This window comes from Longivirga aurantiaca (assembly GCF_042660085.1).
Taxonomy (GTDB): Bacteria; Actinomycetota; Actinomycetes; order S36-B12; family CAIYMF01; genus Longivirga; species Longivirga aurantiaca.
The window spans coordinates 186263-200768 of sequence record NZ_JBHSTI010000008.1; the positions used below are offsets into that span (position 1 = coordinate 186263).

The 14506-nt window shown below is 69.4% G+C and carries 10 protein-coding genes and 1 tRNA gene; 10 read left to right on the forward strand and 1 reads right to left on the reverse strand.

All coding sequences use genetic code 11. The features are described from left to right. Positions 1 to 40: 40 nt before the first annotated feature. Complete coding sequence (locus ACFQGU_RS04710; RefSeq protein ID WP_386764232.1) at positions 41 to 1258, reverse strand: pyridoxal phosphate-dependent aminotransferase; 1218 nt, start codon at positions 1256 to 1258, stop codon at positions 41 to 43. Between the two features lie 190 nt (positions 1259 to 1448). On the opposite strand from ACFQGU_RS04710, the gene ACFQGU_RS04715 reads away from it, so the two are divergent. The 10 genes from ACFQGU_RS04715 (at position 1449) to ACFQGU_RS04760 (ending at position 14235) form a co-directional block, all read left to right on the forward strand. After that, a tRNA-Trp gene (locus ACFQGU_RS04715) sits at positions 1449 to 1521 on the forward strand. Between the two features lie 119 nt (positions 1522 to 1640). Beyond that, positions 1641 to 1883 carry a preprotein translocase subunit SecE gene (gene secE, locus ACFQGU_RS04720; RefSeq protein WP_386764234.1) on the forward strand — a complete coding sequence of 81 codons (243 nt, stop codon included), beginning with the start codon at positions 1641 to 1643 and terminating at the stop codon, positions 1881 to 1883. Positions 1884 to 1924: 41 nt separating this feature from the next. After that, the gene (gene nusG / locus ACFQGU_RS04725) at positions 1925 to 2833 is read left to right on the forward strand and encodes a transcription termination/antitermination protein NusG (RefSeq protein WP_386764236.1); all 909 of its coding nucleotides are present in this window, start codon (positions 1925 to 1927) and stop codon (positions 2831 to 2833) included. Positions 2834 to 2886: 53 nt separating this feature from the next. Continuing rightward, positions 2887 to 3318: a 50S ribosomal protein L11 gene (rplK, locus tag ACFQGU_RS04730; RefSeq protein ID WP_386764238.1), complete on the forward strand. Its 432-nt coding sequence runs from the start codon at positions 2887 to 2889 to the stop codon at positions 3316 to 3318. Positions 3319 to 3460: 142 nt separating this feature from the next. Next, entirely contained in the window at positions 3461 to 4180 is a 720-nt protein-coding gene (rplA, locus tag ACFQGU_RS04735; protein WP_386764240.1) for a 50S ribosomal protein L1, read from the forward strand. 296 nt (positions 4181 to 4476) lie between these two features. Further along, the gene (gene rplJ, locus ACFQGU_RS04740) at positions 4477 to 5214 is read left to right on the forward strand and encodes a 50S ribosomal protein L10 (RefSeq protein ID WP_386764242.1); all 738 of its coding nucleotides are present in this window, start codon (positions 4477 to 4479) and stop codon (positions 5212 to 5214) included. A gap of 70 nt (positions 5215 to 5284) precedes the next feature. Beyond that, positions 5285 to 5674: a 50S ribosomal protein L7/L12 gene (gene rplL / locus ACFQGU_RS04745; RefSeq protein WP_386764244.1), complete on the forward strand. Its 390-nt coding sequence runs from the start codon at positions 5285 to 5287 to the stop codon at positions 5672 to 5674. Between the two features lie 483 nt (positions 5675 to 6157). Beyond that, the gene (gene rpoB / locus ACFQGU_RS04750; protein ID WP_386764246.1) at positions 6158 to 9628 is read left to right on the forward strand and encodes a DNA-directed RNA polymerase subunit beta; all 3471 of its coding nucleotides are present in this window, start codon (positions 6158 to 6160) and stop codon (positions 9626 to 9628) included. Between the two features lie 83 nt (positions 9629 to 9711). After that, positions 9712 to 13587, forward strand: coding sequence for a DNA-directed RNA polymerase subunit beta' (locus ACFQGU_RS04755; RefSeq protein WP_386764248.1), 3876 nt, complete (start codon positions 9712 to 9714; stop codon positions 13585 to 13587). Between the two features lie 321 nt (positions 13588 to 13908). Continuing rightward, positions 13909 to 14235, forward strand: a complete 327-nt coding sequence (locus ACFQGU_RS04760; protein ID WP_386764250.1) for a hypothetical protein — start codon at positions 13909 to 13911, stop codon at positions 14233 to 14235. The last annotated feature ends 271 nt before the right edge of the window (positions 14236 to 14506 follow it).

Below are 14506 nucleotides of genomic sequence, written 5' to 3' on the forward strand. Positions count from 1 at the left end.
CGACCTGCACGGTCGGGGGCCTTCGTCGTACGCGGTGCCGCTACTGCGCCTGGCCGAGGAGGTTCGCGATACGGGTCGCGCCCTCGCGGAGGTCGTCGTCGCCGAGGGCGTACGACAGGCGCAGGTAGCCGGGGGTGCCGAACGCCTCGCCCGGCACGACGGCGACCTCGGCCTCGTCCAGGATGATCGCGGCGAGCTCGGCCGAGGAGTCGGCGAGCCGGCCGCGGATCGTCCGGCCGAGGACGCCCTTGACCGAGGGGTACACGTAGAACGCGCCCTCGGGCAGCGGGCAGGTGACGCCGTCGATCGCGTCGAGGATCTCTGCGATTGCCTGGCGGCGGCGGTCGAACGCCGTACGCATCTCGGCCACGGCGGTGAGGTCGCCGGACACCGCCGCGAGAGCAGCCACCTGGGACACGTTGGCGACGTTCGAGGTGGCGTGCGACTGCAGGTTGGTGGCCGCCTTCACGACGTCGGCGGGGCCGGCGATCCAGCCCACCCGCCATCCCGTCATGGCGTAGGTCTTGGCCACACCGTTCACGACCACGCAGCGCTCGGCGAGCTCGGGCACGAGCGTGGGCATCGAGGCGAACTCGGCGTCGCCGTAGACGAGGTGCTCGTAGATCTCGTCGGTGACGACCCAGATCCCCTTGGCCAGCGCCCAGCGGCCGATGGCCTCGACCTCGGCGGGGGAGTAGACCGCGCCGGTGGGGTTGGACGGCGACACGAACACGAGCAGCTTGGTGCGCGGGGTGAGCGCCGCCTCGAGCTGGTCGATCGTGACGCGGTAGCCCGAGGTCTCGTCGGTCATGATGTCGACGGGCACGCCGCCCGCGAGCCGGATCGACTCGGGGTACGTGGTCCAGTACGGCGCCGGCAGCAGCGCCTCGTCGCCCGGGTCGAGCAGCGCGGCGAACGCGTTGTAGAGCGCCTGCTTGCCGCCGTTGGTCACGAGCACCTGGCTGGCGCTGATCTGGTAGCCGGAGTCGCGCAGCGTCTTGACCGCGATCGCCTCCTTGAGCTCGGGCAGGCCCCCGGCCGGCGTGTACCGGTGCCACTTGGGGTCGCGGCAGGCCTCGATGGCCGCAGCGACGATGTAGTCGGGGGTCGGGAAGTCCGGCTCACCCGCGCCGAAGCCGATGACCGGGCGCCCGGCGGCCTTGAGGGCCTTGGCCTTGGCGTCCACGGCGAGCGTGGCCGACTCCGCGATGGAGCCGATGCGGTGCGAGATCCGCTGCTGGGAGGTCATGGCCCCCATCCTTCCGCAAGGACCCGGGCGAGGCCGAGCGGGTACCCCGACGGGCGCCGGTGCGGGGCAGGCTGGCCCCGTCCGGGCGGGTTTGGGCGGGTGCCTGCCCGTCCCGTATGCTCGGACCTCCTGGTGGACGTCCACCCCTGCGCAAGCATGCCTTCACCCCGTCGGCGCTCGTGCTCGGAAGTCGTCTTCGAGGGTCGTAGCTCAATTGGTAGAGCACCGGTCTCCAAAACCGGCGGTTGGGGGTTCAAGTCCCTCCGGCCCTGCTCCACCCGGCCTCGCGGCCGGGCGCACCACCCCGCCTCCGGGCGGGCCGCACCACGGCACGGCCGACCCGGCCGGGCCGACCGTCGGGCCCACGGCCCACGACGCGAGCGAGGACCGCGTGAGCGACACCGTCGCCGAGCGCCCCCAGGGCGGTGGCGCAGACGAGCGTCCCGGCTTCGGCGCCAGGATCGCGCTGTTCTACCGCCAGGTGGTGGCAGAGCTCCGCAAGGTCATCTGGCCGACCAGGCGCGAGCTCATCACCTACACCTGGGTGGTGATCGTGTTCGTGGCGGTCATCGCCACGATCGTCGGGATCTTCGACTACGGCTTCGGCCGCCTGGTCCTCGCCGTCTTCGGCTGATCCCCGCCCAGCACCACCCCGCAACCAGCACGAGGAGCACCGTGTCCGAGCCCACGTACGACGCCCTGCCCGACGAGCCTGCGCTCGCCGACAGCGGCAGCGTCGACGTCGAGGACGCCGCTGACGCGCCCGCCGCCACCTTCAGCGACGTCGTCCCCGCCGACGTCACCCCGGCCCCGGCCGAGGACGACGCGGCCGACGAGGACGACGCCGAGGTCGAGGCTGCCGAGGAGACCCCCGAGGTCGAGGCTGCCGAGGAGACCCCCGAGGCCCAGGCCGTCGGGGAGACCCCGGAGGCCGACGCCCCCGAGGCCCCCGCAGCCGCGGAGCCCGAGGTCCTGGCCGTCGACGACGAGACCGACCCGGTCGAGGCCTTCCGCGAGCGGATGCGCACCGAGCTCGGCGACTGGTACGTGATCCACAGCTACGCCGGCTACGAGAACAAGGTCAAGACCAACCTCGAGAGCCGCATCTCCTCCCTGAACATGGAGGACCTCATCTTCCAGTGCGAGGTCCCCATGGAGGAGGTCACCGAGATCAAGAACGGCCAGCGCAAGCTGGTGCGGCGCAACAAGTTCCCGGGCTACGTCCTCGTCCGCATGGACCTCACGGACGCCTCCTGGGGCACGGTCCGGCACACGCCGGGCGTCACCGGCTTCGTCGGTCACGGGCACCAGCCCGCGCCGCTGAGCCTGGACGAGGTCGTCAGCATCCTCGCCCCGGTCCCGGAGAAGAAGCCCGGCTCCCCGGCCGCCGCCGCGGCCGGCGAGGTGATCACCGTCGACTTCTCGGTCGGCGACTCGGTCACCGTCATCGACGGTCCCTTCGCGACGCTCCACGCCACGGTCTCCGAGATCAACGTGGACGCCCAGAAGGTCACCGGCCTGGTGGAGATCTTCGGCCGCGAGACTCCGGTCGAGCTCGGTTTCAACCAGATCCAGAAGAACTAGGCGTCCGGCCCGCCCAGGCCGTCCGCACCCATCACGAGCAAGGACCCGAACGCATGCCCCCGAAGAAGAAGGTCTCCGGCCTGATCAAGCTCCAGATCCAGGCCGGCGCCGCCAACCCCGCGCCCCCGGTCGGTCCGGCGCTGGGTCAGCACGGCGTCAACATCATGGAGTTCTGCAAGGCCTACAACGCCGCGACCGAGTCGCAGCGCGGTCAGGTCATCCCCGTCGAGATCACGGTGTACGAGGACCGCTCGTTCACGTTCGTGCTCAAGACCCCGCCGGCTGCCCGCCTGATCCTCAAGGCCGCGGGCGTCGAGAAGGGCGCGGCGAACCCGAAGACCACCAAGGTCGCCTCGATCACCAAGGCGCAGGTCCGCGAGATCGCCGAGACCAAGATGGCCGACCTCAACGCCAACGACGTCGACAACGCGATGCTCATCATCGAGGGCACCGCCCGCTCGATGGGCGTCACCGTCACCGACTGACGCGAGCGCCAGCGAGCGTCGCCGAGGTGACTCGGGACGCCGTCACCGACTGATCTCAGTCACCCGCACGACCAGCACGACGTGGCAGGGCCGAGCGCGGCCCGTCCGACCACGACTCACTCGCAACTCCTGAGGAGCAGCAATGAAGCGCAGCAAGGCCTACGCCGCAGGCGCGGAGAGGATCGACCGCGACGCCCTGTACGCACCGCTCGACGCCGTCCGTCTCGCCCGCGAGACCAACCCCGCGAAGTTCGACGCCACCGTCGAGGTCGCCTTCCGCCTGGGCGTCGACCCGCGCAAGGCCGACCAGATGGTCCGCGGCACCGTCAACCTCCCGCACGGCACCGGCAAGACCGCTCGGGTCCTGGTCTTCGCCAACGGTGAGAAGGCGGAGGAGGCGCGCGCCGCCGGCGCCGACGTCGTCGGTGGCGACGAGCTCATCGACAAGGTCGCCGCGGGCTGGACCGACTTCGACGCCGCCGTCTCGACCCCCGACCTCATGGGCAAGGTCGGCCGTCTCGGCAAGGTGCTGGGCCCGCGCGGCCTCATGCCCAACCCGAAGACCGGCACCGTCACGATGGACGTCGCCAAGGCGGTCACCGAGATCAAGGGCGGCAAGATCGAGTTCCGCGTGGACAAGCACTCGAACCTGCACTTCGTGATCGGCAAGGCGTCCTTCTCCGACGAGCAGCTCGTCGAGAACTACGCCGCCGCGCTCGACGAGGTGCTGCGTCTCAAGCCGTCCGCCGCCAAGGGCCGCTACCTGAAGAAGGCCACCATCACCACCACGATGGGCCCCGGCGTCCCGGTCGACCCGAACCGCACCCGCAACCTCATGTCGGCCGAGGAGGGCTCGGCCTGACGCCGAGCCAGCCCGCACCGCCCGCACGACCCTGATCGACCCGAACACCCCGAACGTCCGTCCTCGGGGCCCACGGATTTTGTCCGCGGGCCCCGAGCACGTACTCTCATCACGCCGAAGACCGCCGGTCGTCGGAGCCCGCAAGGGATCCGACCGAAGCGTCCGCCGCAAGCGGATGGCCAGCGCAGGTGCCCGTACGACGAACCGCCTCACGGCGGACGCCGCCCCGTGCATCCTGCGCGGGGCTTTTTCTTGTGTCCGGGGCACTTCTCGGCGGTACCACTGGAAGGAGACCCATGGCGCGGCCCGACAAGGCAGCCGACGTTGCGGCGATCGCGGAGAACTTCCGCACGTCCAACGCCACCGTGCTGACCGAGTACCGCGGACTCACCGTGGCGCAGATGAAGACCCTGCGCCGTTCGCTGGGTGAGACCACCAGCTACGCCGTGGTGAAGAACACGCTGACCAAGATCGCTGCGAAGGACGCGGGCGTCGAGGGTCTCGACGACCTGCTCGCCGGCCCCTCCGCTCTCGCGTTCGTCAAGGGCGACCCGGTCGAGGCCGCCAAGGGTCTGCGTGACTTCGCCAAGGCAAACCCGCTCCTGGTGATCAAGGGCGGCTACATGGACGGCAAGATGCTGTCCGCCGCCGAGATCTCCAAGCTCGCGGATCTCGAGTCGCGCGAGGTGCTCCTCGCGAAGCTCGCGGGTGCCATGAAGGCGTCGCTGTCGCAGGCAGCCGCGCTCTTCCAGGCCCCGCTCGCGCAGGCCGCTCGCACGATCGAGGCTCTGCGTGTCAAGGCCGAGGCCGACCCCTCGGTCATCGGTGGTGCGGGCGCTGCAGCTGCAGCCGCTCCTGCCGCCGAGGCTGCTCCGGCTGCCGAGGAGGAGCCCGCTGCTGACGCCGCGGACGCCGCCGAGGTCGTCGAGGACGCCGTCGTCGAGACCCCTGAGGCTGCCGAGGCTCCCGCCGCGGCCGCTGACGAGGTCGTTGCCGAGGCTGCGGCCGAGGCCGGCGAGACCACCGAGGGCTGACGCCCACTCCACCCGAGACGTACGTCTTGCCCCGGCCGGACGCACAAGAACCAGGAAGGAACGCCGCATCATGGCGAAGCTCAGCACCGACGAGCTCCTTGAGGCCTTCAAGGAGATGACCCTCATCGAGCTCTCCGAGTTCGTGAAGCAGTTCGAGGAGACCTTCGAGGTCACCGCCGCCGCTCCCGTCGCCATGGCCGTCGCGCCCGGCGCCGGTGGTGGCGCTGCCGCCGAGGAGGCCGAGGCTCAGGACGAGTTCGACGTCATCCTCGAGGACGCCGGCGACAAGAAGATCCAGGTCATCAAGGAGGTGCGCACCCTCACGAACCTGGGCCTCAAGGAGGCCAAGGACCTCGTCGAGGCCGCGCCGAAGGCCGTCCTGGAGAAGGTCAAGAAGGACGACGCCGACAAGGCCAAGGAGGCCCTCGAGGCCGCTGGCGCCAAGGTCACCGTCAAGTAGTTCCGGCCTCCGGGATCACTGCTCGACCTGCTCCACCGCACTGCTCGAACGGGCGGCACCCCACCAGGGGTGCCGCCCGTTCTGCCGTCCCCAGGGCACCCGTCCGGCGGGGCCCTCGTGCTCGAACGTCCGGATATCGGGGAGCGGCGGGTCACGAACAGGCGAACTTGTCCACCGGAGGGGCGCCCGGTGCTTGACTCCCCGCCCCCACTGCGGTCACCATCGGACCGCGCTAGAACCCCCGGGCGGGACGCCCGTGGGACGAGGTCCGCCCCGTGCGAGCCGCCTACCGCCCGCTGTCGAGCGGGGGCAGGCTCCGGGTCGAGACGATGTCCTGCGGAGGCCGACGACCGGGACTCGACAGCAGCACGCCCTCACGGGTATGCTGCCGCTTTGCGCTGTCCTTTCCCTGCCGTGCCCACTGGACACGGCGTGATCGGCGTGCGCGCTCGTAGGTCCGCGAAGCCTCGGAAAGGATGCCTCTTGGCAGCCTCGCGCAAGTCTGTAGTGTCCACGCCCGCCCCCGGCCCCCACCGCGTCTCGTTCGCGAAGATCAGGGAGCCCCTCGAGGTACCTGACCTCCTCGCTCTCCAGACCGAGTCCTTCGACTGGTTGCTCGGCAACCAGAAGTGGCAGGACCGCGTCTCCATCGCCCTCGAGTCCGGTCGCACCGATGTGCCGGCCAGCTCGGGCCTCGAGGACATCTTCGAGGAGATCTCCCCGATCGAGGACTTCAGCGGCTCCATGTCGCTGTCGTTCCGCGACCACCGCTTCGAGCCCCCGAAGTACACGGTCGAGCAGTGCCGCGACAAGGACTTCACCTACGCGGCGCCGCTGTTCGTCACGGCCGAGTTCATGAACAACGAGACCGGCGAGATCAAGTCGCAGACGGTCTTCATGGGCGACTTCCCGCTCATGACCAACAAGGGCACGTTCATCATCAACGGCACCGAGCGTGTCGTGGTGTCCCAGCTCGTCCGGTCGCCCGGCGTCTACTTCGAGCGCACCCCCGACAAGACCTCCGACAAGGACGTCTACGTCGCCAAGATCATCCCGTCGCGCGGCGCGTGGCTCGAGTTCGAGGTCGACAAGAAGGACATGGTCGGCGTGCGCGTCGACCGCAAGCGCAAGCAGCCCGTGTCGGTCCTGCTCAAGGCCCTCGGCATGAGCGTCGCGGAGATCAACGAGCGCTTCGGCCAGTACGAGTCGATGGTCGCCACCCTCGAGAAGGACGGCATCGTCGACCAGGACGAGGCCCTCAAGGACATCTACCGCAAGCTGCGTCCGGGCGAGCCGCCGACCACCGAGGCCGGCCAGGCGCTGCTGGACAACTTCTACTTCAACCCCAAGCGCTACGACCTCGCCAAGGTCGGTCGGTACAAGATCAACAAGAAGCTCGGCACGGCGCTCCCGCTGACGCAGAGCACGATCACGATCGACGACATCGTCAACACGATCGAGTACCTCGTCCGCCTGCACGCCGGGATGGACGACTTCCCGGCCGCCGACGGCGGCTCGGTGCGTCTCGAGACCGACGACATCGACCACTTCGGCAACCGTCGTCTCCGCTCGGTCGGCGAGCTCATCCAGAACCAGATCCGCACGGGTCTGTCGCGGATGGAGCGCGTCGTGCGCGAGCGCATGACGACCCAGGACGTCGAGGCGATCACGCCGCAGACGCTCATCAACATCCGGCCGGTCGTCGCCTCCATCAAGGAGTTCTTCGGCACCAGCCAGCTGTCGCAGTTCATGGACCAGACCAACCCGCTCGCGGGCCTGACCCACAAGCGTCGCCTCTCGGCGCTGGGCCCGGGCGGTCTGTCGCGTGAGCGCGCGGGCTTCGAGGTCCGCGACGTCCACCCGTCGCACTACGGCCGCATGTGCCCGATCGAGACCCCTGAGGGTCCGAACATCGGCCTCATCGGCTCGCTCTCGTCGTTCGCGCGGATCAACGCGTTCGGCTTCGTGGAGACCCCGTACCGCAAGGTCGAGGGCGACCGCGTCACCGACGAGATCCACTACGTCACCGCCGACGAGGAGGACCTGCACGTCATCGCGCAGGCCAACTCCCCGTTGCTGGAGGACGGCCGGTTCGCCGAGCCGCGCGTCCTGGTCCGCACCAAGGGCGGCGAGGTCGACTACATCCCGGGCGCGAACGTCGACTACATGGACGTCTCGCCCCGCCAGATGGTGTCGGTCGCGACGGCGATGATCCCGTTCCTCGAGCACGACGACGCCAACCGCGCCCTCATGGGCTCGAACATGCAGCGCCAGTCCGTCCCGCTGCTCCGCTCCGAGTCGCCGCTCGTCGGCACCGGCATGGAGTACCGCGCGGCGACCGACGCCGGCGACGTCATCATCGCCGAGGCGGCCGGTGTCGTCACCGAGCTGTCGGCCGACGCGATCACGGTCGCGCAGGACGACGGCGAGTACCGCACCTACCGCGTCCAGAAGTTCCGCCGCTCCAACCAGGGCACGAGCTTCAACCAGCGTCCGATCGTGGACGAGGGCCAGCGCGTCGAGGCCGGCCAGGTCCTCGCCGACGGTCCCTGCACGGACAACGGCGAGATGGCCCTGGGCCGCAACCTCCTCGTCGCGTTCATGCCGTGGGAGGGCCACAACTACGAGGACGCGATCATCCTCAGCCAGCGCCTGGTGCAGGACGACGTCCTCTCCTCGATCCACATCGAGGAGCACGAGGTCGACGCCCGCGACACCAAGCTCGGCCCCGAGGAGATCACCCGGGACATCCCGAACGTCTCCGAGGACGTGCTCGCCGACCTCGACGAGCGCGGCATCATCCGCATCGGCGCGGACGTCGTCACCGGCGACATCCTGGTCGGCAAGGTCACGCCCAAGGGCGAGACCGAGCTCACCCCCGAGGAGCGCCTGCTCCGCGCGATCTTCGGCGAGAAGGCGCGCGAGGTGCGCGACACCTCGCTCAAGGTGCCCCACGGCGAGTCCGGCAAGGTCATCGGCGTCCGGGTGTTCGACCGCGAGGAGGGCGACGAGCTCCCGCCGGGCGTCAACCGCCTGGTCCGGGTCTACATCGCCCAGAAGCGCAAGATCACCAACGGCGACAAGCTGGCCGGCCGTCACGGCAACAAGGGCGTCATCTCCAAGATCCTGCCCGTCGAGGACATGCCGTTCCTCGAGGACGGCACGCCCGTCGACATCGTGCTCAACCCGCTCGGCGTCCCCGGCCGCATGAACGTCGGCCAGGTCCTCGAGACGCACCTCGGCTGGGTCGCCAAGACCGGCTGGAAGGTCGACGGCAACCCGGACTGGAGCGCGCACCTTCCCAAGGGCGCGTTCGAGGCCGAGCCCGGCACCAACGTCGCCACCCCGGTGTTCGACGGTGCGCGCGAGGAGGAGATCACCGGCCTGCTCGCCTCGACGATCCCGACGCCGGACGGCGTCCGGCTCGTGGGCGGCGACGGCAAGGCCCGGCTCATCGACGGCCGCTCCGGCGAGCCGTTCCCCGAGCCGGTCTCGGTCGGCTACGTCTACATCCTGAAGCTGCTCCACCTGGTCGACGACAAGATCCACGCCCGTTCGACCGGCCCCTACTCGATGATCACGCAGCAGCCCCTGGGCGGTAAGGCCCAGTTCGGCGGCCAGCGGTTCGGCGAGATGGAGGTCTGGGCCCTGGAGGCGTACGGCGCCGCCTACGCCCTGCAGGAGCTGCTCACCATCAAGTCCGACGACGTCCTCGGCCGCGTGAAGGTCTACGAGGCCATCGTCAAGGGCGAGAACATCCCGGAGCCGGGTATCCCGGAGTCCTTCAAGGTGCTCGTGAAGGAGATGCAGTCGCTCTGCCTCAACGTCGAGGTGCTCTCGGGCGACGGCACGACCATCGAGATGCGAGACACCGAGGACGACGTGTACCGCGCCGCCGAGGAGCTTGGTATCGACCTGTCGCGGCGTGAGCCGTCCAGCGTCGAAGAGGTCTGAGCCGCTGCGGCGGTCGGCTCACCAGCCGGCCGCCGCGCCCTCGGACACCTGACGAGACCGAACCACGAGTGAGGACATAACACGTGCTCGACGTCAACTTCTTCGACGAGCTCCGCATCGGCCTGGCCACGGCCGACGACATCCGTACCTGGTCGCACGGCGAGGTGAAGAAGCCCGAGACGATCAACTACCGCACGCTCAAGCCCGAGAAGGACGGCTTGTTCTGCGAGAAGATCTTCGGGCCCACCCGCGACTGGGAGTGCTACTGCGGCAAGTACAAGCGCGTCCGCTTCAAGGGCATCATCTGCGAGCGCTGCGGCGTCGAGGTCACCCGCGCCAAGGTGCGTCGTGAGCGGATGGGCCACATCGAGCTGGCCGCGCCCGTCACGCACATCTGGTACTTCAAGGGCGTGCCGAGCCGTCTCGGCTACCTGCTCGACCTCGCCCCGAAGGACCTCGAGAAGGTCATCTACTTCGCGGCGTACATGATCACCTCGGTCGACGAGGACCAGCGCACGCTGGACCTCCCGTCGCTCGAGAGCAAGATCGACGTCGAGAAGAAGCAGGTCGCCCAGCGTCGCGACGACGAGGTCAACAAGCGTGCCGTCAAGCTCGAGGCCGACCTCGCCGAGCTCGAGGCCGAGGGTGCCAAGAGCGACCAGCGCCGCAAGGTCAAGGAGTCGGCCGAGCGCGAGATGGCGCAGATCCGCCGTCGCGCCGACGCCGAGATCGACCGCCTCGAGCGCGTCTTCGACCGGTTCAAGGGCCTCAAGGTCCAGGACCTCGAGGGCGACGAGGTGCTCTACCGCGAGATGCGCGACCGCTACGGCCGCTACTTCAACGGTGGCATGGGTGCCGCGGCGATCCAGCGACGCCTGGAGACCTTCGACCTCGAGGCCGAGTCCGAGAAGCTGCGCGAGATCGTGGCGACCGGCAAGGGCCAGCGCAAGACCCGCGCCCTCAAGCGCCTCAAGGTCGTCACGGCGTTCCTGCAGACGCGCAACTCGCCCATGGGCATGGTGCTCGACTGCGTGCCGGTCATCCCGCCGGACCTGCGTCCGATGGTCCAGCTCGACGGCGGTCGTTTCGCGACGTCCGACCTCAACGACCTGTACCGCCGCGTGATCAACCGCAACAACCGCCTCAAGCGCCTCCTCGACCTCGGTGCGCCCGAGATCATCGTGAACAACGAGAAGCGCATGCTGCAGGAGGCTGTCGACGCGCTCTTCGACAACGGCCGTCGCGGTCGCCCGGTCACGGGCCCCGGCAACCGTCCGCTCAAGTCGCTGTCCGACATGCTCAAGGGCAAGCAGGGCCGCTTCCGGCAGAACCTGCTCGGCAAGCGCGTCGACTACTCCGGCCGTTCGGTCATCGTCGTCGGCCCGCAGCTCAAGCTCCACCAGTGCGGTCTGCCCAAGCAGATGGCGCTCGAGCTGTTCAAGCCGTTCGTCATGAAGCGGCTCGTCGACCTCAACCACGCGCAGAACATCAAGTCCGCCAAGCGCATGGTCGAGCGTTCGCGCGCGGTCGTCTGGGACGTGCTCGAGGAGGTCATCGCGGAGCACCCGGTTCTGCTGAACCGTGCACCCACGCTGCACCGTCTCGGCATCCAGGCGTTCGAGCCCCAGCTCATCGAGGGCAAGGCCATCCAGATCCACCCGCTCGTCTGCGCCGCGTTCAACGCGGACTTCGACGGCGACCAGATGGCCGTCCACCTCCCGCTGTCGGCGGAGGCGCAGGCCGAGGCCCGCATCCTCATGCTGTCGAGCAACAACATCCTGTCGCCGGCGCACGGTCGTCCGATCACGTCGCCGTCGCAGGACATGGTGCTCGGCATCAACTTCCTCACCTCGGACCGTCCCGGTCTCGAGGGCGAGGGCCGCGCGTTCTCGACCGTGTCCGAGGCCTACATGGCCTTCGACGCGCGTGAGATCAAGCTCGCGAGCCAGGTGAAGATCCGCTTCACCGGCATCGTCCCGCCGCTCGGCTGGGACGCCCCCGAGTCGTGGGAGGAGGGTGACTCCGTCATCCTCGACACCACCCTCGGTCGCGCGCTGTTCAACGAGACGCTCCCCGTCGACTACCCGTACGTGAACACCGAGGTCGACAAGAAGGTCCTCGGCGGCATCGTGAACGACCTCGCCGAGCGCTACCCGAAGGTGCAGGTCGCCGCGACGCTGGACGCCCTCAAGGAGGCCGGCTTCCGCTGGGCCACCCGTTCGGGCGTCACGATCTCGATCGAGGACGTCGTCACGCCCCCGAAGAAGGCCGCGATCCTGGTCGAGGCCGAGACCCGTGCGGAGAAGGTGCAGACGCAGTTCGAGCGCGGCCTGATCACCGACTCCGAGCGTCGTCAGGAGCTCATCGAGATCTGGACGCGCGCCACCGACGAGGTCGCGGACGCGATGAAGGAGCACTTCCCGAAGCACAACCCGGTGTTCATGATGGTGAACTCCGGCGCCCGTGGTAACTGGATGCAGGTGCGTCAGATCGCCGGTATGCGCGGTCTGGTGGCCAACCCCAAGGGCGAGATCATCCCGCGGCCGATCAAGTCGAACTTCCGCGAGGGTCTGTCGGTGCTCGAGTACTTCATCTCGACGCACGGTGCTCGCAAGGGTCTCGCCGACACCGCTCTCCGTACGGCCGACTCCGGCTACCTGACCCGTCGTCTGGTCGACGTGTCGCAGGACGTCATCATCCGCGAGGTCGACTGCGGCACCGACCGTGGTCTGCCGACCACGATCGGCGTCACGCTGTCCGACGGCACGGTCCGTCGCCACGACGAGGTCGAGTCGACCGCGGCGTCGCGCGTGCTCTCCGAGGACATCGTCGTCGACGGCACGATGGTGGCCGCCCGCGGCACCGAGCTCGGCCTGCTGGTGATCGACGACATCGTCGCCACCGGCATCACGGAGGTGAAGACCCGTTCGGTCCTCACCTGCGAGAGCAAGGTCGGCACCTGCGCCACCTGCTACGGCCGCTCGCTGGCCACCGGCAAGCTCGTGGACACCGGCGAGGCCATCGGCATCGTCGCGGCCCAGTCCATCGGCGAGCCCGGCACGCAGCTGACGATGCGTACCTTCCACACCGGCGGCGTCGCGGGTGAGGACATCACCCACGGCCTCCCGCGCGTGGTCGAGCTGTTCGAGGCCCGCACCCCCAAGGGTGTCGCCCCGATCAGCGAGGCCTCGGGCCGGGTGCGCATCGACGACACCGACAAGACGCGCAAGCTCGTCGTCGTCCCCGACGACGGCTCGGAGGAGCTGGGCTACCCGGTCTCCAAGCGCTCGCGTCTGCTGGTGGCCGACGGCGACCACGTCGAGGTGGGCCAGAAGCTCATCCAGGGCGCGGTCGACCCGAAGCAGGTGCTGCGCATCCTCGGCCAGCGCGCGGTGCAGCTGCACCTCGTGGCCGAGGTCCAGGACGTGTACCGCTCGCAGGGCGTGTCGATCCACGACAAGCACATCGAGGTCATCGTCCGTCAGATGCTCAAGCGCGTGACGATCATCGAGGGCGGCTCCACGGAGTTCCTCCCCGGCGAGCTCGTCGAGCGCGGCCTGTTCGAGGCGGAGAACCGTCGGGTGGTCGCCGAGGGCGGCACCCCGGCCGCGGCCCGTCCCGAGCTCATGGGTATCACCAAGGCCTCGCTCGCGACCGAGTCGTGGCTGTCGGCGGCCTCCTTCCAGGAGACCACCCGGGTGCTCACGGACGCGGCGATCCACGCCAAGTCCGACCCGCTGCTCGGCCTCAAGGAGAACGTCATCCTGGGCAAGCTCATCCCGGCCGGCACGGGTCTCCCGCGCTACCGCAACATCCGGGTCGAGCCCACCGAGGAGGCCAAGTCGGCGATGTACGCGTCGCTCTCGGCGTACGACGACCTCGACTACGGCTCGTTCGGCACCGGCTCCGGCCAGGCCATCCCGCTCGAGGAGTACGACTTCGGCGGCTATACGGGCTGAGGCCGAGCGGAGGGCGCGAGCCGAGGAACGAGGCTCAGGCGCTCTCCCGAGGCCGAAGCACGTTCGCGATGCGAAGCATCGCGTTACCGGGTGAAGCCGAAAGGCTGAAGCCGAAAGGCTGAAGCCCAAAGGCTGAAGACCACGGGCTGAGGCCCACTGAACGGCCCGAGAGGGGCGTCCCGCGCGAGCGGGGCGCCCCTCTCGGCGTGCGGGGGCTTGCGGGAGGCGCCGGGCACCCTGCGCGCCTGCCGTGCCAGCAGAGGCGGGTTCCCGGCGTTTTCCTGCGGGCCCTGGAGGAGCGGCCGTGGCAGGGTGGTCCGCATGTCCGACCAGGTCCCTCCGCCCCCCGGCCACGTGCCGGAGCCCGTCCCGGTCGCCCTGCCGCGCACCTCGTCCAACGCCGTGGTCGCCGTGGTGCTCGCGATCTGCTCGTACCTCGCCTGCCCGGTCGTCGCCGCGGTCGTGGCCCTGTTCCTCGCCGGCGCGGCCGAGCGCGAGATCAAGGCCTCGGGGGGCTGGGTGACCGGCGAGGGCCTCGTGAAGGGGGCGCGGATCGCCGCGTGGATCAACATCGCGCTGACCGTCCTCGTGCTGCTGTTCATCGTGCTCGTGCTGGCGGCGGCGCGTACCACCTCGACCGTGAGCTAGTTCACCGATATCAGGACGGAATCGTCCGATGAGCAGGGCGTGAGCAGGGACACGCCGTACGGGACCCCGAGGAGGGGTCACCGTTTTGACCCCAGCCTCCGGGCCTGGGTAGTCTCTCTCCCTGTGCCTGGGCGAGTCCCGGGTGCCTGCGCGCGTGCGCGGCCCGCTTTCGTGGCCTCGTCGCACGGCTGACCTCCATATCGGGAGACTGCGTCGCTGCCCGCAAGGGCACACAGCGACACGCCCGAGCGCGGGGGTCGGTGCACCAGGC

What these genes read in the sequence shown, in the direction of transcription:
- ACFQGU_RS04710 (WP_386764232.1), bottom strand. Translation starts at nt 1,258, where the DNA reads ATGGGGGCCATGACCTCCCAGCAGCGGATCTCGCACCGCATCGGCTCC.
- rplK (WP_386764238.1), top strand. Translation starts at nt 2,887, where the DNA reads ATGCCCCCGAAGAAGAAGGTCTCCGGCCTGATCAAGCTCCAGATCCAG.
- rplA (WP_386764240.1), top strand. Translation starts at nt 3,461, where the DNA reads ATGAAGCGCAGCAAGGCCTACGCCGCAGGCGCGGAGAGGATCGACCGC.
- rplJ (WP_386764242.1), top strand. Translation starts at nt 4,477, where the DNA reads ATGGCGCGGCCCGACAAGGCAGCCGACGTTGCGGCGATCGCGGAGAAC.
- rplL (WP_386764244.1), top strand. Translation starts at nt 5,285, where the DNA reads ATGGCGAAGCTCAGCACCGACGAGCTCCTTGAGGCCTTCAAGGAGATG.
- ACFQGU_RS04760 (WP_386764250.1), top strand. Translation starts at nt 13,909, where the DNA reads ATGTCCGACCAGGTCCCTCCGCCCCCCGGCCACGTGCCGGAGCCCGTC.